This window comes from Pseudomonas sp. LBUM1648, assembly GCF_059716145.1.
The window spans coordinates 1,411,340-1,431,748 of record NZ_CP166808.1 but is presented as its reverse complement, the minus strand read 5'-3'; the positions used below and the strand labels follow the sequence as shown (position 1 = coordinate 1,431,748).

The 20,409-nt window shown below is 60.2% G+C and carries 22 protein-coding genes; 15 read left to right on the top strand and 7 right to left on the bottom strand.

Annotation, left to right across the window (positions count from 1 at the left end; genetic code table 11):
• Positions 1-96: 96 nt before the first annotated feature.
• The 4 genes from ACA043_RS06520 to ACA043_RS06505 form a co-directional block, all read right to left on the bottom strand.
• Positions 97-855 carry a collagen-like protein gene (locus ACA043_RS06520; protein WP_497658851.1) on the bottom strand — a complete coding sequence of 253 codons (759 nt, stop codon included), beginning with the start codon at positions 853-855 and terminating at the stop codon, positions 97-99.
• Complete coding sequence (locus ACA043_RS06515) at positions 848-1,129, bottom strand: DUF1145 domain-containing protein (protein ID WP_489878345.1); 282 nt, start codon at positions 1,127-1,129, stop codon at positions 848-850. The genes ACA043_RS06520 and ACA043_RS06515 overlap by 8 nt, the downstream gene beginning before the upstream one ends.
• A gap of 161 nt (positions 1,130-1,290) precedes the next feature.
• Entirely contained in the window at positions 1,291-2,013 is a 723-nt protein-coding gene (locus tag ACA043_RS06510; RefSeq protein ID WP_401270565.1) for a PA1041 family peptidoglycan-binding anchor lipoprotein, read from the bottom strand.
• 89 nt (positions 2,014-2,102) lie between these two features.
• Positions 2,103-2,798: a PA1041 family peptidoglycan-binding anchor lipoprotein gene (locus ACA043_RS06505; protein ID WP_489878343.1), complete on the bottom strand. Its 696-nt coding sequence runs from the start codon at positions 2,796-2,798 to the stop codon at positions 2,103-2,105.
• A 199-nt stretch (positions 2,799-2,997) separates the two neighbouring features.
• On the opposite strand from ACA043_RS06505, the gene ACA043_RS06500 reads away from it, so the two are divergent.
• Genes ACA043_RS06500 through ACA043_RS06485 form a run of 4 tightly spaced genes read left to right on the top strand, consistent with a single transcriptional unit; the run spans position 2,998 to position 4,718 of the window.
• Positions 2,998-3,495, top strand: a complete 498-nt coding sequence (locus ACA043_RS06500; RefSeq protein ID WP_187679472.1) for a DUF6231 family protein — start codon at positions 2,998-3,000, stop codon at positions 3,493-3,495.
• Positions 3,496-3,499: 4 nt separating this feature from the next.
• Positions 3,500-3,976 carry a YchJ family protein gene (locus ACA043_RS06495; RefSeq protein ID WP_210700995.1) on the top strand — a complete coding sequence of 159 codons (477 nt, stop codon included), beginning with the start codon at positions 3,500-3,502 and terminating at the stop codon, positions 3,974-3,976.
• A gap of 41 nt (positions 3,977-4,017) precedes the next feature.
• On the top strand, positions 4,018-4,512 hold the full coding sequence (locus ACA043_RS06490) for an LEA/WHy family protein (RefSeq protein WP_489878342.1): 495 nt from the start codon (positions 4,018-4,020) through the stop codon (positions 4,510-4,512).
• The gene (locus ACA043_RS06485; protein WP_008083915.1) at positions 4,509-4,718 is read left to right on the top strand and encodes an SEC-C metal-binding domain-containing protein; all 210 of its coding nucleotides are present in this window, start codon (positions 4,509-4,511) and stop codon (positions 4,716-4,718) included. Before ACA043_RS06490 ends, ACA043_RS06485 begins: the two co-directional genes overlap by 4 nt.
• A 140-nt stretch (positions 4,719-4,858) precedes the next feature.
• Here ACA043_RS06485 and ACA043_RS06480 read toward each other — a convergent pair whose 3' ends face one another.
• The gene (locus ACA043_RS06480) at positions 4,859-5,416 is read right to left on the bottom strand and encodes a cysteine hydrolase family protein (protein ID WP_497658850.1); all 558 of its coding nucleotides are present in this window, start codon (positions 5,414-5,416) and stop codon (positions 4,859-4,861) included.
• Between the two features lie 192 nt (positions 5,417-5,608).
• Between ACA043_RS06480 and ACA043_RS06475 the strand changes: the two genes are divergently transcribed.
• The 10 genes from ACA043_RS06475 (at position 5,609) to pdeM (ending at position 18,877) form a co-directional block, all read left to right on the top strand.
• Complete coding sequence (locus ACA043_RS06475) at positions 5,609-8,059, top strand: penicillin acylase family protein (RefSeq protein WP_497658849.1); 2,451 nt, start codon at positions 5,609-5,611, stop codon at positions 8,057-8,059.
• A gap of 191 nt (positions 8,060-8,250) precedes the next feature.
• On the top strand, positions 8,251-9,285 hold the full coding sequence (locus ACA043_RS06470; RefSeq protein ID WP_187679477.1) for a ligase-associated DNA damage response exonuclease: 1,035 nt from the start codon (positions 8,251-8,253) through the stop codon (positions 9,283-9,285).
• Positions 9,282-10,970, top strand: a complete 1,689-nt coding sequence (locus ACA043_RS06465; protein WP_497658848.1) for an ATP-dependent DNA ligase — start codon at positions 9,282-9,284, stop codon at positions 10,968-10,970. Before ACA043_RS06470 ends, ACA043_RS06465 begins: the two co-directional genes overlap by 4 nt.
• Positions 10,971-11,360: 390 nt before the next feature.
• Positions 11,361-12,143, top strand: coding sequence for a transporter substrate-binding domain-containing protein (locus ACA043_RS06460; protein WP_305441745.1), 783 nt, complete (start codon positions 11,361-11,363; stop codon positions 12,141-12,143).
• 56 nt (positions 12,144-12,199) lie between these two features.
• The gene (locus tag ACA043_RS06455; protein WP_497658847.1) at positions 12,200-12,928 is read left to right on the top strand and encodes an ABC transporter permease; all 729 of its coding nucleotides are present in this window, start codon (positions 12,200-12,202) and stop codon (positions 12,926-12,928) included.
• Positions 12,925-13,635, top strand: coding sequence for an ABC transporter permease (locus ACA043_RS06450; RefSeq protein WP_497658846.1), 711 nt, complete (start codon positions 12,925-12,927; stop codon positions 13,633-13,635). Before ACA043_RS06455 ends, ACA043_RS06450 begins: the two co-directional genes overlap by 4 nt.
• A 10-nt stretch (positions 13,636-13,645) precedes the next feature.
• Positions 13,646-14,764, top strand: coding sequence for a succinylglutamate desuccinylase/aspartoacylase family protein (locus ACA043_RS06445; protein WP_497658845.1), 1,119 nt, complete (start codon positions 13,646-13,648; stop codon positions 14,762-14,764).
• Positions 14,765-14,777: 13 nt separating this feature from the next.
• Positions 14,778-15,542 (top strand): ABC transporter ATP-binding protein, encoded by a 765-nt coding sequence (locus ACA043_RS06440; RefSeq protein ID WP_497658844.1) that lies wholly within the window; start codon positions 14,778-14,780, stop codon positions 15,540-15,542.
• Positions 15,543-15,734: 192 nt separating this feature from the next.
• Positions 15,735-18,224, top strand: coding sequence for a ligase-associated DNA damage response DEXH box helicase (locus ACA043_RS06435; protein ID WP_497658843.1), 2,490 nt, complete (start codon positions 15,735-15,737; stop codon positions 18,222-18,224).
• Positions 18,221-18,877 (top strand): ligase-associated DNA damage response endonuclease PdeM, encoded by a 657-nt coding sequence (gene pdeM / locus ACA043_RS06430; protein WP_497658842.1) that lies wholly within the window; start codon positions 18,221-18,223, stop codon positions 18,875-18,877. Before ACA043_RS06435 ends, pdeM begins: the two co-directional genes overlap by 4 nt.
• A gap of 46 nt (positions 18,878-18,923) precedes the next feature.
• On the opposite strand, the gene ACA043_RS06425 is transcribed toward pdeM, so the two are convergent.
• A complete protein-coding gene (locus ACA043_RS06425; protein ID WP_042557949.1) occupies positions 18,924-19,133 on the bottom strand; it encodes a hypothetical protein in 210 nt (69 codons plus the stop codon).
• Between the two features lie 107 nt (positions 19,134-19,240).
• A complete protein-coding gene (dcd, locus tag ACA043_RS06420; RefSeq protein ID WP_007904652.1) occupies positions 19,241-19,807 on the bottom strand; it encodes a dCTP deaminase in 567 nt (188 codons plus the stop codon).
• 353 nt (positions 19,808-20,160) lie between these two features.
• Here dcd and ACA043_RS06415 point away from each other — a divergent pair, with 353 nt between their 5' ends.
• Positions 20,161-20,370, top strand: coding sequence for a cold-shock protein (locus ACA043_RS06415; RefSeq protein WP_002554837.1), 210 nt, complete (start codon positions 20,161-20,163; stop codon positions 20,368-20,370).
• Positions 20,371-20,409: the final 39 nt, after the last annotated feature.

Sequence of the window (20,409 nt, the reverse complement as noted above, 5' to 3'; positions counted from 1 at the left end):
GTTTTTCAGGTCGATGGATAGCGTGAGTCACCTCGGTCGGCCCCCTCTCCCTCCGGGAGAGGGCTGGGCGGGCGGCGTTCCGATGAGGGTCTGCTTTTACAAGCGCTGCACCGTCACAGCCCCCGCCGCCCCCACTGGCCCAGGCTGCCCATCAGCCCCCGCCTTGCCACTCTTGCCGCCATCGGCGCGATACACCAGGCAGCCCTTGGATTTGCCGCCCTTGCCTGCCTTGCCGCCAACACCCGCCGGGCCGCCAGCACCGCCGGCGACGTTGACCTTGATTTGCTCAACCGGGAAGTCGCGCGGCACTTCCAGCCGCACCAGCGCACCCGGAGCACCTGGCTGACCGTCGCTACCGTCACTGCCATCCGCACCATGTCCAGCCGAGCCATAGGTGCACCCTGGATCTTCACCGTTGCCACCGTCGAGACCGACAAAACCCGGTGCACCGGTACCGCCACGGGCATCGACCAACAGTTGCGGCGCGTTCAGTGCCTTGAATTGCAGATTCAGATTGCGCCCGGCACGGGCGGCTTTTTCGTAGGTGCCCGGCGCACCGCGCGCGGTGATCTGACTGCCTTCGCTCAAATCTGCACGAATGACCTTCATCTCAAAAGCCTGTTCACCCGGAACGATGGCGATGCGTGCTTCATGACCGAGGCGCAATTCGCCGACACTCAGTTCGGTCACGTTGGCCGGAACCAGCAAGGTGCCATAATCGGCCACTTCCAGTCGTTCGAGTTGCAAGGTGCCGGCGGTATTGGGCAGACGCATCAGGGAATTGGTTTCGACGCTGACCACCTGGGCGCAGGCCAAAGGGCTGATAAAAGCAGCGAGCAGACACAATTTACGCATGGGAAGAAGCCTCCGGAGCGGCCGGGGCCGGGATGGTTTGCAGATGGAATACGCCGAACAGCAGGATGCGGCCACGATCACGCCAAGGGTGCGCGCGCCCCTTGAGGCTGCGATTGCACAGCAGCACTTCGAACACATGGATCAGCAACAGCAGAGCGCCGGCCAGATTGACCAGCAGATGCAGCGGATGTACGAACGGCACCAACTGATTGGCCAGTACCACGCAGCAGAACAGCAGGGTCAATAACCGCCCCAGCCCCCAGAACACTTTCATACGCTCCCCCGTGTTGCGAATTATTCTTTGGGCGCACAGTAACGGCTTCTGCGGGGGATAAGCCAGAGGGAAAAATGAAAAATCTTCGCCGAGCCGCTAAATGGCTGCCGGATCGACGATGATCGCCCCGGCAGCTCTAGCTCGCGGACTACAGACACCTCCTAACGATTGATGTGCAGCTCCACGCGACGGTTTTGCGCGCGCCCCTCGTCGGTTGCGTTATCGGCCACCGGCTCACTCTCGCCTCGTCCTTCACTGGTCAGTTTGTTCGGTGCCAGCCCCTGACTCAGCAAATAAGCCGCGACACTGCTGGCGCGCCGTTCCGACAATGCCTGGTTATAAGCATCCGAGCCTTTGCTGTCGGTATGACCGATGACCTTGATGCTGACCACGTCGGCATTGCGCAATTTGTCCATCAGCGTATCAAGTTGGGCTCTCGCGGCGGGCGTCAGGTCGGACTTGTCGAAATCGAACAGTACGTTGCCGGCATCGCTCAACGTGATGACTTCGGTTTGCGGGGCCGGTTCGACCGGTTTCTCTACGACCGGATATTGTGGCAGCGGGCAACCACGGTGATCGACCGGGGTATTGGCCGGAGTATCGGGGCAACGGTCGCGGCGGTCGAACACGCCGTCATCGTCTTTATCGCCGTCCTGGGCATAACAGATCAGTCCGCCGGTAAGTATCCCCAGCGCTGCGCCGCCAGCGGCCCAACCGCCACTTTCAATGGCGCCGAGGCCGCCACCGACCAGCCCGCCGAGAAGGCTGCAGATCGGCCACGTACGTTGATTGAGGGGTGCAGTGCCATCGCTGTGGGTGGCGCAACCGGTGAGCAAGCTGCCAAGCAGCAGCACCGGCAAGACGGACCTTGAGAAAACAGTCATTGTGAAAGCTCCTGTGTCACCGGCCCATACCGGTTACACAGGAGTAAAGACCCGCATCCGCGACTGCACAAGCCGCGGATGCGAGAGGGCTAGCGGTTGATTTTGATTTCTGTACGACGGTTCTGCGCACGGCCGTCAGCGGTTTTGTTGTCCGCGACTGGCTGGCTTTCACCGGCGCCGGTCACCGAAACGAAGCTGCTTTGCGGCACGCCGCTCTCAACCAGGTACTTGACCACCGAGTGCGCGCGACGATCAGACAGTTTCTGGTTGTAGGCATCGCTGCCGACGCTATCGGTATGACCGGTGACGGTCAGTTGCGCGGTCGAGGATTCCTGTTTCAGGCGCGTAGCGACCTTGTCGAGCACTTGTTTGTCGGCACCGGTCAGCGTGGCTTTGTCGAACTGGAAGTGAACATCGCGAATGACAATGGTTTCTTCCTTGACCACGACAGCTTCTTCAACCACGGGTGCAGGCGCTGGTGGAGGGCAACCGTCAGCATCGACCTGAACGCCTTTTGGCGTGCCCGGGCACTTGTCGCGACTGTCCGGCACACCATCGCCGTCTTCGTCGCCATCACCGTGTACCCAGCAATAGGCTGCTGCCGTACCACCGACAATCAGCGCACCGTAGCCCGCCCATGCCGAACTCTCCGTCGCGCCAAGACCGGCACCGACGACACCGCCGACCGCCGCACAGGTCGGCCAGTCGGTTTTCTGCAAACCTGCGCAACCAGTCAACACACTGGTTAGCAGAACCAAGGGTAATGCTGTCCGAACTATGCTCATCTAGTTTTCTCCTGAGGGATCGGCTTAAAACCGATTCAGGGAGTAAAGACCGGAGTTTTAATCTCCGCCAGCAATAGGCCATTGCTGTTTGCGACCGTGTTCACAGGACTTTGGCGCATTTGCCGCAAACCTGCGTGGTCGGGCTCTTTGCCGCCGCAGTCAGGCAGGCTAGTCTTGGCGGTCTGATTGAGGAGCTTCGATGAACGTCGCCATTTCTTCCCGTACGCCGCAACAGGCGTTGGCCGCTTTGCTGGATCGTTACGCCCCGGCGCGTCTGCTGTTGATCGGCGCCAGTGAATTCCCGGCGCTGACTGCTTTTAAAGAAGCGCATCCGGACACCATCGTCGCCCACGCCGCGCCCGGTGCCTTGCCTGCCGAGCTGGCGGCGCAACGTTTCGATCTGGCGCTGGTGGTCGATTGCCTGGAACATTTGCCCAAGCGTGACGGCCTGAATCTGTTGGGCGGGATCCGCAACCTCAACGCCAGTCGCATTGCGGTGCTGGCGGATCTGTCGGCCAGCGGCTGGCAGGAAACCGATTTTTACTCGCTGGCACTGCAAGCCAGCGAACGCTTCCAACGCGACGATCAAGTGCTGACCCTGTTCACCTATGATCTGCTTGACTACAAACAAGTCCCCGACTGGCTCAATTCAAGGTTCTGGGCCAATCCGGAAAACTTCGGGAAATACTGGTGGTAATGCAATGAGTACAGCCATTTGCCCTTGCGGCAGCGGCAATCTGCTGGATGCCTGCTGCGGTCACTATCACGAAGGCCTGCCGGCGCCGTGCGCGGAAGCCTTGATGCGGTCGCGCTACAGCGCTTATGTGCTGGGGCTGATCGACTATCTGGTGGCGACCACCCTGCCCGCTCAGCAAGCGGGGCTGGATCGCCAATCGATCAGTGCCTGGAGCGCGCAAAGCACCTGGCTCGGCCTCGACGTCGAAAGCTCGGAAGTCTTCGGCGGCCAGCCGGAACACGCCTTCGTCACCTTCACCGCGCGCTGGCACGACAGCCAGGGCGAACACAGCCACCGCGAACGTTCTTCATTTGTGCAGAACGCCGGGCGCTGGTACTTCATCGACCCGACTGTGCAATTGAAGCTGGGGCGCAATGACAGTTGCCCATGTGCAAGCGGGCAGAAGTTCAAGAAGTGCTGTGCGGGGTATTTCGGCGCGTAAAGACAGCGGCAACTAGACTGGAGCACAAAGGGAGTCACTCGATGCTCGGTCAACGCCACACACTGCGATTGTTTGTTCTGATGCTGATGCTGAACCTCGGCGGCTGCGCGTCGTGGTTCAGCGATGACCGCGTCGACCCCGCCGTGCACCTGGTAAAAGTCGAAGTGGTGCGCGCCAAGTTGCTTGAGCAGAAGTTCATCCTGCACTTTCGCATCGACAATCCAAACGACAGCGACTTGACCGTGCGCGGCCTGGAATACCGCATTCATCTGGCCGACATGCTGCTGGCTGAGGGCGAGCATGAACACTGGTTTACTGTCGGGCCCAAACGCAGCGCGTACTTCAAAGTGCCGATCCGCACCAATTTATGGCCGAAGGTGAAGGACGTGGTGAAAATGCTGAAAAAACCGGACCAGCAGATTCCCTATCGTTTGCAGGGCGAAATGGAAACCGGTTTATTCATCGCTCACTACGTGCACCTTGAGCGCAATGGCGTGATAATCCCCGCCGATTTAATTCCGGAGCAACACCGATGACTCAGCAACCTCATGTCCATGGCCCTGACTGCAACCACGATCATGATCATGACCATCACCACGATCATGACCATGGCCACGTCCACGGCCCGAACTGCGGCCACGCTCACCAGGAACCAGTGCGCAATGCCTTGAAAGACGTCGGCCGCAACGACCCTTGCCCATGCGGCAACGGCAAGAAATTCAAGAAGTGCCACGGGGCTTGATGCCTCGGGCGAAGATCATCATCGCCTGATCAATCGCCTTCGCGAGCAGGCTCGCTCCTACAGGTTAATCAGCGTCTGTCACACATTTTGTGTACATCGCGATCCTTGTGGGAGCTGGCTTGCCAGCTCCCACAGAGTTCTCAGGCGACGGCCAGAATCTGTCCGGCACTGACCACCGTCGCATACTCCCCATGCAGATTCCCCAGCGACATCCCGTGCACCTCTTCGGCTGAACGCGGCGTGCCGAAATAATCGGTCTTGTCGAAGGTGAAGCACGCATCCTCCGCGACCCACGTATCAAACCCCAGATTGCCCGCCGTGCGCGCTGTCGACTCCACCGAGTTGTTCGTGGCCACGCCAACGATGATCAACTGCCCGATCCCGGCCTGCCGCAACCGTGCTTCCAGTTCAGTGGCACAAAACGCATCCGGCACCTGTTTCTGAATCAGCCACTCGCCGTCCTGCGGCAAAAACCTCTCCTGAAATTCCACCCCGGATTGCTCCGGCCAGAACACCGAATCCGGCGAACGTGACAAGTGCTGCACATGAATCACCGGCCGCCCGCTGCGGCGCCAAAGCGCCAGCAGATCAAGGATTCGTTCTTCAGCCTGCGGATTGTTCCTGCGCCCCAATCGCGGCTGCAGGATGCCTTTTTGCTGGTCGATGATGATCAGTGCAGCGTTGGCCTGCAGCTCCATAGAGGTCTTCTCGCAAGGGTCATTTGATTGGCCGCACTTCAACATCCCTCCCTTCACCTAAGCAAGTCATGAAACGATCATCGATCAGTGGCAAGAAATAACCACTCGCCCCGCTTGCGCGGCCACCTCCCGCTCACTAACGTAGCGGCTTTATTGCGCCCCCAGCCTCGACACCCCCGCAGGAGCTTTGCCATGGCCTCGCCAGCCCTTACACATTTTCTTCCCCGGTTCGGCGTTGCCGCAGCAGTGACCAGTGTTTTGAGCCTGTCCGGTTGCCAGACCTGGAACGCTCAGGACACCCTCCCTCCCAACTCCGGCGTGCAACCGCTCAAAGGGCTGGCGCAGAACGTTTCGGTACGCCGCAATGCCATGGGCATGCCGTTGATCGAAAGCAACAGCTTCCACGACGCGCTGTTCGCCCTCGGCTATGTCCACGCCAGCGACCGCATCAACCAGATGGTCACCCTGCGCCTGCTCGCTCAGGGCCGTATGGCGGAAATCTCCGGCGCCTCGATGCTCGACGCCGACCGCTACATGCGCGCGGTCAATCTGAAAAAAAGCGCCGCCGAGCTCTACAAGGCCTCGTCGCCGCGGCTCAAGCGATTCTTCGAAGTCTATGCGCGCGGCGTCAACGCCTACCTGTTCCGCTATGCCGACAAACTGCCGGGCGACCTCGCTGCCAGCGGCTACAAGCCGGAATACTGGAAGCCGGAAGATTCCGCGCTGATTTTCGCCCTACTGAACTTCAGCCAATCGGCCAACCTGCCGGAAGAAATCTCGTCACTGGTGCTCGCGCAAACCGTGACCACCGACAAACTCGCCTGGCTGACCCCGTCCGCCCCGGACGAAAATCTGCCGCTGGCCGAAGCCGACAAGCTGCAAGGCCTCAAGCTCAGCGGGCAAATCCCCGGTCTGAGCGAACTGAGCAGCGCCAGCCAGCAACTGTCGACGCTAAACCTGCTCGGCACCCCCTCTTCGAACAACTGGGCGATTGCCCCGCAACGCAGTCGCAGCGGCAAAAGCCTGCTGGCCAGCGACAGCCATGGTCCATTGGCCGCGCCGTCGCTCTGGAGCTTCGTACAGATTCGTGCGCCTAAATATCAGGCTGCCGGCGTGACCGTAGCCGGTTTGCCGATGGTCCTGGGTGGTTTCAACGGCAAAGTGGCGTGGAGCATGACCAGCGTGCTCGGCGACAACCAGGACCTGTTTCTGGAAAAAATCCGTCGTCAGGGCAGCACCCTTTCCTACGAAGTAAATGGCAAATGGCAGCCTGTAGGCGTGCGCAACGAAACCTATTTCGTCAAAGGCCAGCGGCCGATTCGCGAAGCGGTGTACGAAACCCGCCACGGCGCGTTGCTCAACAGCGCCCAGGCTGCCGCACAAGGCAACGGTTATGGCCTGGCCTTGCAGACGCCGAGCTTCACCGACGACAAAACCCTGGACGCATTTTTTGATCTGAGTCGTGCGCAGAATGTTGAGCGCGCTTCGGACGCGAGCCGGGAAATCCGCGCCATCGCGCTGAATCTGGTATTCGCCGACGCCAGCAATATTGGCTGGCAAGTCACTGGCCGCTTCCCCAACCGTCGCGAAGGCGAAGGCCTGCTGCCGTCGCCGGGCTGGGAAGGTCGTTACGACTGGGACGGTTATGCCGACCCGATGCTGCACCCATACGATCAGGACCCGGCGCAAGGCTGGCTCGGCACCGCCAACCAGCGCGTGATTCCTCACGGATACGGCATGCAACTGTCGAACTCCTGGGCCGCGCCGGAACGTGGTGAGCGTCTTGCTGAACTCGCCGGCAGCGGCAAGCACGACAGCCGCAGCGTGATTGCCATGCAGTACGACCAGACCACCACGTTCGCCGCCAAGCTGAAGAAAGTGTTCGAAGCGCCGGGCATGAAACAACCGCTGAAACAGGCGATCGACGCCCTGCCGGAAACCGATCGCAGCAAAGCCCGCGAGGCGTTCACCCGATTGATGGCGTTTGACGGCAAACTCAGCCCGACCTCGGCGGATGCGGCGATTTATGAACTGTTCCTGCAAGAAAGCATGAAGCAGATCTTCCTCGACGAACTAGGCCCAGAGTCCAGTGCGGCGTGGAAAGCGTTTATCGCCAACGGTGATTTGTCCTACGCCGCGCAGGCCGATCATCTGCTGGGGCGCGAGGACAGTCCGTTCTGGGATGACCTGCGCACGCCGCAGAAAGAGGACAAAGCGGTGATTCTCGCCCGCAGCTTCGCGGCAGCGATTGCCGCTGGCGACAGCCAGTTGGGTGGCGATCACAAAGCCTGGCAATGGGGCAAATTGCACAGCTACGTGTGGAAGAACGCCAATAGCCAGACTGTTCGTGGGCCGCTGGCGGCTGGCGGCGATCACACCACACTGAACGCCTCGGCGTTTACCTGGGGCCAGGACTTCACCACCACGCGTGCGCCGTCGATGCGTTTTATCGTCGACTTCGGTCAGGCCGAACCGCTGATGGGACAGAACGGTACGGGGCAATCGGGTAATCCGGTCAGCCCGAACTACCTCAATGGCATTGATCAGTGGCTCAAGGGCCAGTACATCGGGTTGCCGATGCAGCCGCAGAACTTTGATCGGGTGTATGGCAAGACGCGCCTGACCCTCACCCCCGGCAAATAAACGCCGATCACTTGTGGGAGCGAGCCTGCTCGCGAAGACGGTGGCACATTCAGAATCGATGTGTCAGATAAACCGCTTTCGCGAGCAGGCTCGCTCCCACAATGGCTTTCTATCCCTCCGCAAAAAATCCATAGAACTTCTGACCCCGCCCAAACCTCATAGCTAACAAGCCCCCCATTTCTGGTAACGACATGGACCTTGTTATCGCCCGCCCCGAAGGTTTGTACTGCCCCGCCGGGGATTTTTATATCGATCCGTGGCGGCCGGTGGAGCGTTCGGTGATTACCCATGCCCATGGCGATCACGCCCGCACCGGCAATCAGCACTACCTGGCCAGCAGCGCCAGCGAAGGGATTCTGCGCGCGCGCCTGGGTCAGGACATCAACCTGCAAACCCTCGCCTACGGCCAACGCCTCACCCACCATGGCGTCACCCTGAGTTTCCATCCAGCCGGGCACGTACTCGGTTCGGCCCAGGTGCGTCTGGAATACGGCGGCGAAGTCTGGGTTGCCTCAGGCGATTACAAGATCGAGCCGGACGGCACCTGCGCACCGTTCGAACCGGTGCGCTGCCACACCTTTATCACCGAATCGACGTTCGGCTTGCCGATCTACCGCTGGCAGCCGCAAGCGCAGGTGTTCAGCGAGATCAACGAGTGGTGGAAAGCCAATATCGCCGTGGGCAAGGCCAGCGTGTTGTTCTGTTACTCGTTCGGCAAGGCTCAGCGCATTCTCCACGGCATCGACGAAACCCTCGGCCCGATCCTCAGCCACGGCGCGGTCGAGCCGTTGAACCGGGTTTATCGCGAAGCAGGGGTGTATCTGCCGCCGACGATCTACGCCGGTGACGTGAAAAAAAGCGATCCGATCATGCGCCAGGCCCTGGTCATCGCCCCGCCATCGGCAGGGGGCAGCACCTGGATGCGGCGGTTCGGCGACTTCAGCGACGGGTTCGCCAGCGGCTGGATGCGTTTGCGCGGCACCCGCCGGCGGCGCGGGGTCGATCGCGGTTTCGTGCTGTCCGATCACGCCGACTGGCCGGGTCTGCTTTGGGCGATCAACCAGACCGGCGCCGAACGAGTGATGGTCACCCACGGCTCGATCGGTGTGCTCGTGCGGCATCTGCGCGAACAAGGCCTCGATGCCAAAGGCTTCAACACTGAATACGGCGATGACGAAGAAGAAAACATCGCCTCCGCACCGACCGTCGCCGAGATGCCAGCATGAAGGCCTTCGCCGAGTTGTACGCAGAACTCGACGCCACCACGTCCAGCAACGCCAAACTGGCAGCGATGCAGGCTTATTTCGCTCAGGCCGAACCGCAGAATGCGGCATGGGCGGTGTACTTTTTATCCGGTGGTCGGCCACGGCAACTGGTGCCGGTGCGGATCCTGCGTGAACTGGCAGTCGAGGTGTCCGGGCTGACGCCATGGCTGTTCGAGGAAAGCTATCAAGCGGTCGGCGATCTGGCGGAAACCATTTCGCTGGTGCTCCCGGAAAATCCGCACAGCTCCGACGCCGGCCTGGCTGAATGGATCGAGGACAGACTGCTGCCATTGCGCGGTGAAACACCGGAGTTCCTGTCACGGCAACTGCCAGCACTTTGGGCGCTGCTGGATCGACCAAGCCTGATGCTGTGTATCAAGCTAATCACCGGCAGCTTTCGCGTCGGTGTGTCGAAACTGTTGGTCACCCGGGCACTGGCCTCGATGGCCGGGCTTGACAGCAAGCGCGTAGCCCAGCGTCTGGTGGGCTACACCGACCTGTCCAACCGGCCGAACGCCGCCAGCTATCTGAAGTTGATTGCGCCAGAGTCTGTCGACGAGCACTCCCAGCGCGGAGGCCAGCCGTACCCGTTTTTCCTCGCGCACGCCTTGGCACAACCGGTCGAAGAGTTTGAAGCATTGATCGGCCCGGCAAGCAATTGGCAGGTGGAATGGAAGTGGGATGGCATTCGCGCGCAGGTGGTCAAGCGTGACGGGAAGTTGTGGGTGTGGTCGCGGGGTGAAGAACTGGTTACCGAACGTTTTCCCGAACTTGATGTGCTGGTGCACGGTTTGCCCGATGGCACGGTGATCGACGGTGAAATCGTGGTGTGGAAAAGCACCCACCCACTGACTGAAGACGCCTTTGATCCGCAGTCGCCGGAATCGCCAGCGGTGCAACCGTTCGCCCTGCTGCAGCAACGGATCGGCCGCAAAACCCTCGACAAGAAAATCCTCGAAGAAGTACCGGTGGTGGTGCTCGCCTACGACTTGCTGGAATGGCAGGGCGAAGACTGGCGCAACGAGCCGCAGGCCAAGCGGCGCGCGCAGTTGGAAGACGTCATCGCCCGCTGCAACAGTCCGGTGCTGCTGGCTTCCCCGGTGCTGACCGGTACGGATTGGTTCGACCTCGCCCGCCAGCGCGAAGCCTCCCGACGCCTGGGCGTCGAGGGCATGATGCTCAAGGCCCGCGACTCGCTGTACGGAGTCGGTCGCACCAAAGATATGGGCGTTTGGTGGAAGTGGAAGGTCGATCCGTTCAGCGTCGATGCCGTATTGATTTACGCGCAACGCGGGCATGGCCGTCGCGCCAGTCTGTACAGCGATTACACCTTCGCCGTTTGGGATGGCCCACCCGATTCCAGCGAGCGTGCGCTGGTGCCGTTCGCCAAAGCCTATTCGGGTCTGACTGACGAGGAAATGCGCCAGGTCGACAGCATCGTGCGCAAGACCACTGTGGAAAAGTTCGGCCCTGTCAGCAGTGTCAAGCCGAGCCTGGTGTTCGAACTGGGCTTCGAAGGCATCGCCCTGTCACGGCGGCACAAGAGCGGGATTGCCGTGCGTTTCCCGCGGATGCTGCGCTGGCGGCAGGACAAGACTGTCGATGAGGCGGACAGCCTGGCCACGCTACAAAACCTCCTTGCCTGACCCCCTTTCCCGGGACACTGATCATTTGAATTGAATGACTACCTGTGGCGAGGGGATTTATCCCCGATCGGCTGCGCAGCAGTCGCAAAACCTGAGCATGCAATTCTCCCTGATGAATGCTGGGGGCTGCTTCGCAACCCATCGGGGATAAATCCCCTCACCACAGGGAATGCAGCGCCCGCGAAATCCCAACATCGAACTGAAATGGTGCAAGGTTTTTACGACGCCCGTTTCCGTGCATCAATCCCCTCCTCATCTACCAATCCCCACCTTTTAAAACGCTTGTTCGGGACTCTGGTTCGGAAATTGCTACTTTCTATAGGTCGTACGCGTTCCAGTAACAATAATTCTGCGCCACAAGCGCTCATATTGGTTCTTAGGGATTGAATAATGAAAAAAGCATTGCTGACCCTTTCTGCACTGGCGTTGTGCATGGCCGCCGGCTCCGCGCTGGCCAAGGAATACAAAGAGCTGCGCTTTGGCGTTGACCCTTCGTACGCACCGTTTGAGTCGAAAGCGGCCGACGGCAACCTGGTGGGCTTCGACATCGACCTGGGCAACGCGATCTGCGCCGAACTGAAGGTCAAGTGCAAGTGGGTCGAAAGTGACTTCGACGGCATGATTCCGGGCCTCAAAGCCAATAAATTCGACGGTGTGATCTCGTCGATGACCGTGACCCCAGCCCGCGAAAAAGTCATCGACTTCTCCAGCGAGCTGTTCTCCGGCCCGACCGCTTACGTGTTCAAGAAAGGCTCGGGTATCACCGCAGACGTTGCGTCTTTGAAAGGAAAAACCGTCGGCTACGAGCAAGGCACCATTCAGGAGGCCTACGCCAAAGCCGTGCTGGACAAGGCCGGCGTGAAAACCCAGGCCTATCAGAACCAGGATCAGGTGTATTCCGACCTGACCTCCGGCCGTCTAGACGCTGGCATCCAGGACATGCTGCAAGCCGAATTGGGCTTCTTGAAGTCGCCAAAGGGCGCAGACTATGAAGTCAGCAAGCCGGTCGACAGCGAATTGCTGCCGGCCAAAACCGCTGTCGGTATTAAGAAAGGTAACACTGAGCTGAAAGCGCTTTTGGATAAAGGTATCAAAGCGTTACACGATGATGGCACCTACGCCACCATCCAGAAGAAACACTTTGGCGATCTGAATCTGTACAGCGGCAAATAATGCCCCGGCGCCCATCCTCGATGGGCGCCTTTTCCATCCGCTCAGGTTGCTGATTTATGTTCGAAAACCTCCTGCAAAATCTGGGGCTATCCGCCTTCAGCCTCAAGGGTTTCGGCCCGTTGCTGCTGGAAGGCACCTGGATGACCATCAAATTATCGGCGTTGTCGCTGCTGGTGGCCGTGTTGCTCGGCCTGCTCGGCGCCAGTGCCAAGCTGTCAAAAGTCAAAATGGTGCGCCTGCCTGCCCAGGTCTACACCACGTTGATTCGCGGGGTGCCGGATCTGGTACTGATGCTGTTGATCTTCTACAGCCTGCAAACCTGGCTGACCTCGCTCACCGATTATATGGAATGGGAATACATCGAGATCGACCCGTTCAGCGCCGGGGTGCTGACCCTGGGCTTCATTTATGGCGCGTACTTCACCGAAACTTTCCGTGGCGCGATCCTCTCGGTGCCGCGCGGTCAGGTTGAAGCTGCCACGGCATATGGCCTCAAACGCGGCCAGCGCTTTCGCTTCGTGGTGTTCCCGCAAATGATGCGCTTCGCCCTGCCAGGCATCGGCAACAACTGGATGGTGATGCTCAAGGCCACCGCGCTGGTGTCGATCATCGGTCTGGCCGATCTGGTCAAAGCCGCGCAAGACGCCGGTAAAAGCACCTATCAACTGTTTTACTTCCTGGTTCTCGCCGCGTTGATCTATCTGCTGATCACCAGTGCCTCGAACATCATCCTGCGCAGGCTCGAACGCCGCTACGCCGCCGGTGCCCGGGAGGCCGTACGATGATCGAACTCTTGCAGGAATACTGGAAAGCCTTCCTTTATACCGACGGCAATAACATCACCGGGCTGGCGATGACGATGTGGCTGCTCAGCGCCTCGATCTTCATTGGCTTCCTCGTGTCGATACCGTTGTCGATTGCCCGTGTGTCGTCGCACTTTTACGTGCGCTGGCCGGTGCAGTTCTACACCTACCTGTTCCGCGGTACGCCGCTGTATATCCAACTGCTGATTTGCTACACCGGCATCTACAGCCTCGCCGCCGTGCGCGCGCAGCCGATTCTCGACAGTTTCTTTCGCGATGCGATGAACTGCACGATCCTCGCCTTTGCCCTGAACACCTGTGGCTACACCACGGAGATTTTCGCCGGAGCGATCCGCAGCATGAACCACGGCGAAGTCGAAGCGGCCAAGGCTTACGGTCTGACGGGCTGGAAGCTGTATGCCTACGTGATCATGCCTTCGGCCTTACGCCGTTCGTTGCCTTACTACAGCAACGAAGTGATCCTGATGCTGCACTCGACCACCGTGGCCTTCACCGCGACCATCCCCGACATCCTGAAAGTCGCCCGGGACGCCAACTCGGCGACCTTCCTGACCTTTCAATCGTTCGGCATTGCCGCGCTGATCTACCTGGCCATTACCTTTGCGCTGGTCGGCCTGTTCCGCCTCGCCGAACGCCGATGGCTGGCCTTCCTCGGGCCGACTCACTAGGAACCTTGTAATGCGACACCAGATCCATGACCTGCTGGCCCCACTGCCGGGGACCGCACGACAGATCCACAGCTTCCACTTCGGCCCGCAGCAGGCCAAAGGCAAGATCTACATCCAGTCGTCGCTGCACGCCGATGAATTGCCCGGCATGCTCGTGGCCTGGCACCTCAAGCAGCGCTTGGCTGAGCTGGAAGCCGCCGGGCGCCTGCGCAGCGAAATCGTGCTGGTGCCGGTGGCCAACCCGGTCGGCCTCGAGCAAGTGCTGATGGACGTGCCGCTGGGCCGCTACGAACTGGAGAGCGGGCAGAACTTCAACCGCTGGTTTGTCGATCTGAGCGAAGAAATCGGCAACGACATCGAGGGCAAGCTCGGCGATGACCCGCAGGGTAATCTCGAACTGATCCGTGCCAGCCTGCGCAACGCCCTCGCCCATCAGACCGCCAGCACGCAACTGCAATCCCAGCGCCTGACCCTGCAACGGCTGGCCTGCGACGCGGACATGGTGCTGGACCTGCATTGCGATTTCGAATCGGTGGTTCACCTCTACACCACGCCCGAAGCGTGGCCGCAGGTCGAGCCGCTGGCGCGTTACATCGAGTCGCAGGCCAGTCTGTTGGCCACCGATTCCGGCGGGCAGTCGTTCGATGAATGTTTCACGCTGCTGTGGTGGCAACTCAAGGAGCGTTTCGGCGAACACTTCGAGATTCCGTTGGGCAGTTTCTCGGTGACCGTCGAGTTGCGCGGCCAGGGCGATGTCAATCACCCGATGGCCAGCCGCGACTGTCAGGCATTGATCGATTATCTGATCCAGTTCGATGCGATCGTCGGCGAGACCCGACCACAGCCGCCATTGGCCTTCCCTGCCACGCCGCTGGCCGGGGTGGAACCGGTGACCACGCCGGTAGGTGGCTTACTGGTCTACACCGCCACGGCGGGGCAATACCTGGAGGCCGGGCAACAGATTGCCGAAATCATCGATCCGATCAACAACCGGGTCACGCCTGTTCATTGCACCACGGCCGGCCTGATGTATGCCCGCTCGCTGCGGCGCATGGCCACCGCCGGCATGGTGATCGCCCACGTCGCGGGCGCCGAAGCCTATCGCAGCGGCTACCTACTTTCGCCTTGAGGATGTCTGTCCCATGTACAAACTGACCGTTGAAGGCCTGCACAAAAGCTATGGCGACCATCAGGTGCTCAAAGGCGTTTCGCTCAAGGCCAAGACCGGCGACGTGATCAGCCTGATCGGCGCCAGCGGCTCGGGTAAAAGCACCTTTTTGCGCTGTATCAATTTTCTCGAACAACCCAACGACGGCGCCATGAGCCTGGATGGCCAAACGATCCGCATGGTCAACGACCGCCACGGCATGCACGTCGCCGACCCGGACGAACTGCAACGCCTGCGCACGCGACTGGCGATGGTATTCCAGCATTTCAACCTGTGGAGCCACATGACCGTGCTGGAAAACATCACCATGGCCCCGCGCCGGGTGCTGGGTTGCAGCAAACAGGAAGCCGAGGATCGCGCCCGGCGCTATCTGGACAAAGTCGGTCTGCCGGCCCGCGTGGCAGATCAGTACCCGGCGTTTCTCTCCGGCGGTCAGCAGCAACGCGTGGCGATTGCCCGGGCGCTGGCGATGGAGCCGGAAGTCATGCTGTTCGATGAACCGACGTCGGCGCTGGACCCGGAGTTGGTGGGTGAAGTGTTGCGCGTGATTCAGGGCCTGGCCGAGGAAGGCCGGACGATGATCATGGTGACTCACGAAATGAGCTTCGCGCGCAAAGTCTCCAGCCAAGTGTTGTTTCTGCACCAAGGGCTGGTCGAAGAGGAAGGCGCGCCTGAAAAGGTACTCGGCAATCCGAAAAGCGAACGCCTGCGGCAGTTCCTCAGCGGCAACCTCAAGTAACCTGCACACATAAAACCTGTGGGAGCGAGCCTGCTCGCGAAAGCGGTCGGTCAGTCAACGATGATGTTGAATGTGACAACGTCTTCGCGAGCAGGCTCGCTCCCACAAGGATATTCATCTACTGACGAAATTAAACTTGTTAGCGGGCACTGCGGTCATTGGAAGAACACCTCCAGAGCGCGCGCAGCAGGCATGGCGAAATCCCCCGACCTCGCAAAAACCTGGTTCAGCGCTCGCGGCTGGAAGCCGTTCGCTTTTCAGAAACAGGTATGGGCCGCCGTCAAAAATGGCGAGTCTGGATTGCTGCACGCCAGCACCGGCGCCGGTAAAACCTATGCGGTGTGGTTTGCCGCACTCAATCGTTTCGCCAAATCCGCGCCAATCGTAGAAACATCGCGTAAACGCAAACCGCCGGCCGAACCACTGACTGTGTTGTGGATCACGCCCATGCGCGCCCTCGCCGCCGACACCGCGCGCGCCTTGCAAACCCCTGTCGATGATTTGCAGATCCCGTGGAGCATCGGCCTGCGCACCGGTGACACCAACAGCAGCGAACGCGCGCGCCAGAGTCGACGCCTGCCAACTGCGCTGATCACCACCCCGGAAAGCCTGACCCTGCTGCTCGCTCGCGCCGATGCGCGCACAGCGCTGTCGACCCTGCGCATGATCGTGGTGGACGAATGGCACGAATTGCTTGGCAACAAACGCGGTGTGCAGTTGCAACTGGCCCTCGCCCGTCTGCGCCATTGGCAACCCGACTTGATCGTCTGGGGCGTCTCCGCGACGCTCGGTAATCAATCCCACGCCGAACAGGTGCTGATCCCACAGGGCGCAGGCATTAGCGTTCAGGGCCAGAGCGAAAAGTCCCTGGAGGTCGACACCCTGCTCCCACCGACTATCGAACGCTTTCCATGGGCCGGGCACATCGGTCTGAAGATGCTGCCGCAGGTGGTCACCGAACTCGATGCCTGCGCCAGTAGCCTGGTGTTCACCAACACCCGGGCGCAGTCGGAAATCTGGTATCAGGCGTTGCTTGAGGCGCGCCCGGACTGGGCCGGGCTGATCGCCTTGCATCACAGCTCGCTGTCCCGTGACACCCGCGATTGGGTCGAACAGGCGTTGAAGGACGGTCAGCTTAAAGCCGTCGTGTGTACGTCGAGTCTCGACCTAGGGGTGGATTTCCTGCCGGTGGAGCGTGTGCTGCAAATCGGTTCGGCCAAAGGTGTCGCGCGCCTGATGCAGCGCGCCGGACGTTCGGGTCATGCGCCCGGGCGCACCTCGCGGGTGACGTTGGTGCCGACTCACAGCCTCGAGTTGATCGAAGCGGCTGCCGCTAAAGACGCCGTGGCGCAACGGCGCATCGAACCGCGCCTGTCGCCACACAAACCGCTGGATGTGCTGGTGCAACATCTGGTCAGCATGGCGCTGGGCGGCGGATTCTTACCCGATGAGCTGTACGAAGAGGTCCGCGGTGCTTGGGCTTATCGTGACCTGACACCCGAGGATTGGGCCTGGGCGCTGGCTTTCGTACGCCATGGCGGAATGTCTCTGACAGCCTATCCGGATTACCGCCGGGTCGAACCGGACGAGCACGGCGTCTGGCGCGTGCCCGATGCGCGCCTGGCCAGGCGCCACCGTATGAGCATCGGCACCATCGTCAGCGATGCAAGCATCCAGTTGAAATTCTGGAGCAAGGGCGGTGGTGGCAAACAGTTGGGCAGTGTCGAGGAAGGTTTTATCGCACGGCTTAAACCGGGGGATGGTTTTCTCTTCGCCGGACGTTTGCTGGAGTTGGTGCGCGTGGAAAACATGACGGCCTACGTCAAACGCAGCACCGCTAAAAAAGCCGCCGTACCGCGCTGGAATGGCGGGCGCATGCCGCTCTCCAACGAGTTGGCCGAGGCGGTGGTGGCGCGCTTTACCGCCGCCGCGCGGGGTGAGTTCGTTGGGCCGGAAATGCAGGCGTTGCGGCCATTGCTGGAAACGCAGGCCCGCTGGTCTGGCCTGCCCACCACCGACAGCCTACTGGCCGAGGTGCTGAAATCCCGCGAAGGCTGGCACCTTTTCCTTTATCCGTTTGCCGGGCGTCAGGTGCATTTGGGGCTGGCCAGCCTGCTCGCGTGGCGGGTCAGTCAGCGTCAACCGGTGACATTCTCGATCGCGGTCAACGATTACGGTCTGGAGCTGCTCAGCGCAACGCCGGTTGACTGGTCGCAACAACTCGATACCGAACTGCTCAGCCCCGATCATCTGTTGCGGGACGTCCTGGCCAGCCTCAACGCCGGCGAACTGGCGCTGCGACGCTTTAGGGAAATTGCCCGGATTGCCGGACTGGTGTTCGCCGGTTACCCCGGCGCGCCTAAAAGTACCCGGCAGGTGCAGGCCTCCAGCGGCTTGTTCTTTGAAGTGTTCAAACAATATGACGCCGACAACCTGCTGCTGGCGCAGGCCGGGGAAGAAGTCCTACGCGAAGAACTGGATATTCGGCGCCTGGAACAGACACTGGCGCACATCAATCAGATGACACTGGAGGTACATCAGATCATACGTCCTACACCCTTGGGGTTTCCGCTACTGGTGGAACGCATGCGCGAGAGCATGAGTTCGGAAAAACTTGCTGACCGGATAAGACGGATGGTCGGTGATTTGGAGAAATCCGCAGACAAGGGCAAGCGCACGTGAACGCGCCCTATCCGGTGCGTCTGGCTGGCGAGGAACTCTGGCTACTGCCGGAGAAAGCCCTGTATTGGCCGGAACAGCAGGCGCTGCTGATCGCCGACGTGCATTTCGGCAAGGCGGCTGCCTATCGCAGCCTCGGGCAACCCGTCCCGCAAGGCACGACGGCGAGCAATATCGCGGTGATTGATCGGCTGCTGGCGAAACTGCCCTGCCGAGAACTGATATTTCTAGGCGACTTCCTGCATGGGCCTGGCTCGCATGCAGCGGGCACTTTAAGCGCGCTGGCTGAATGGCGGTCACGCCACGCTGATCTGCCGATGACGCTGATTCGCGGCAATCACGACAAACGCGCAGGCGACCCACCGGCGTCGCTGAACATCCGCGTGGTGCCGGAACCGCTGCTGCTCGGGCCGTTCGCCTTGCAGCATGAACCCGATCCCCATCCCGAAAGGCACGTGCTGGCCGGGCATGTGCACCCGGTTTATCGGCTGCATGGCAAGGGGCGGCAGAGTTTGCGCCTCGCATGCTTCAGGCTGGGTGAACGCATCAGTGTGATGCCGGCATTCGGCGCCTTCACCGGCGGCTATCCGGTCGAGCGCGACGAGTCATGTAGGATCTTTGTCATTGGTGACAACGAAATATGGCCAGTCAGTTGAAGTCTTGCCGGACTTCAACTGACTGGCCATTCATTTCCCATCGGGATCAGGCAACTGGCGCCGGTGGTGGCTCGTCGGGAAGGGTCGGCTCGCCCGGCTCGGTCGGTTGTTCATTCGGGGTATCGGGATCAGGCTGGCCAGGAATTCCGCCGGCCATGCTGATGGGCGGGTGTGCCAACAAGGACCAGGCTAAAACACCAATCTGATTGGGTTCAAGCCTTGCCAGTTCAGCACTGATATGCGGATCGATCTTCATAGGGCACTCCTCGGCGAAGGCCCGTTTCAGCAGAAGCAAAAACGGGCAGTACACCCCATAGAGTGTCTGCCCGCCAAAGAATTCCCGACAATTGCCGGATGGGCGAATCAGGTACGCGGCAGAGTTACGCCACGCTGGCCCTGGTACTTGCCGCCGCGATCCTTGTAGGAAACTTCACATTCCTCGTCGGATTCGAGGAACAGCATCTGCGCCACGCCTTCGTTGGCGTAGATTTTCGCCGGCAGGTTGGTGGTGTTGGAGAACTCAAGAGTCACGTGACCTTCCCACTCAGGCTCAAGCGGAGTGACGTTAACGATAATGCCGCAACGCGCGTAGGTGCTTTTGCCCAGGCAGATGGTCAGTACATTGCGCGGAATACGGAAATATTCGACGGTGCTGGCCAGGGCGAAGGAGTTCGGCGGAATGATGCACACGTCGCTATGGATGTCGACGAAGCTGCCGGCGTCGAAGTTTTTCGGGTCGACAATGGCCGAATTGATGTTGGTGAACACCTTGAAGTGGTTGGTGCAACGCACGTCGTAGCCGTAGCTCGACACACCGTAGGAGATCACCCGGCTGTCGTCGCTGCCGCGCACCTGGCGCTCGACGAACGGTTCGATCATGCCGTGTTCCTGCGCCATGCGGCGAATCCACTTGTCCGATTTGATGCTCATGGCGGGTGTCCTGAATAGCGAGGTGGAAAAATTCTGTCCGGCATCTTACCGGTCGCGCCGCCGGGTTCAAAGTGCGCGCTGCAATTCTCGCCGAACACCCATGAAATACGGGCTTTGGCGACGAACCGTCACACCGCCGATCCCGAAAACAGAGAAACCTTCGCAAGAAGCATTGGCACTTCTCGGAAAAAGGGTTAAGGTGGCGTCACTGTGTTGCTTGTGTCACTGAGAATCTCTACACGATATGTTGAATTTCGATCCAACCATCTACAAGAATTTTTCCTGCTCTTTGCACTCAGTCTCGGCCAGGGTTCTTCCTGAGTCGCAGTTATCTTTGTTCAAGGAGTTACACCATGTCTAATCGCCAAACCGGTACCGTTAAGTGGTTCAACGATGAAAAAGGCTTCGGCTTCATCACCCCACAATCCGGTGACGATCTGTTCGTTCACTTCAAAGCTATCCAATCCGACGGCTTCAAAAGCCTGAAAGAAGGCCAACAGGTTTCTTTCATCGCTACCCGCGGTCAGAAAGGCATGCAAGCTGAAGAAGTACAAGTTATCTAACTTGTAGCTTCTTTAGAAAAGAGCCCCGCCCTCAAAGCG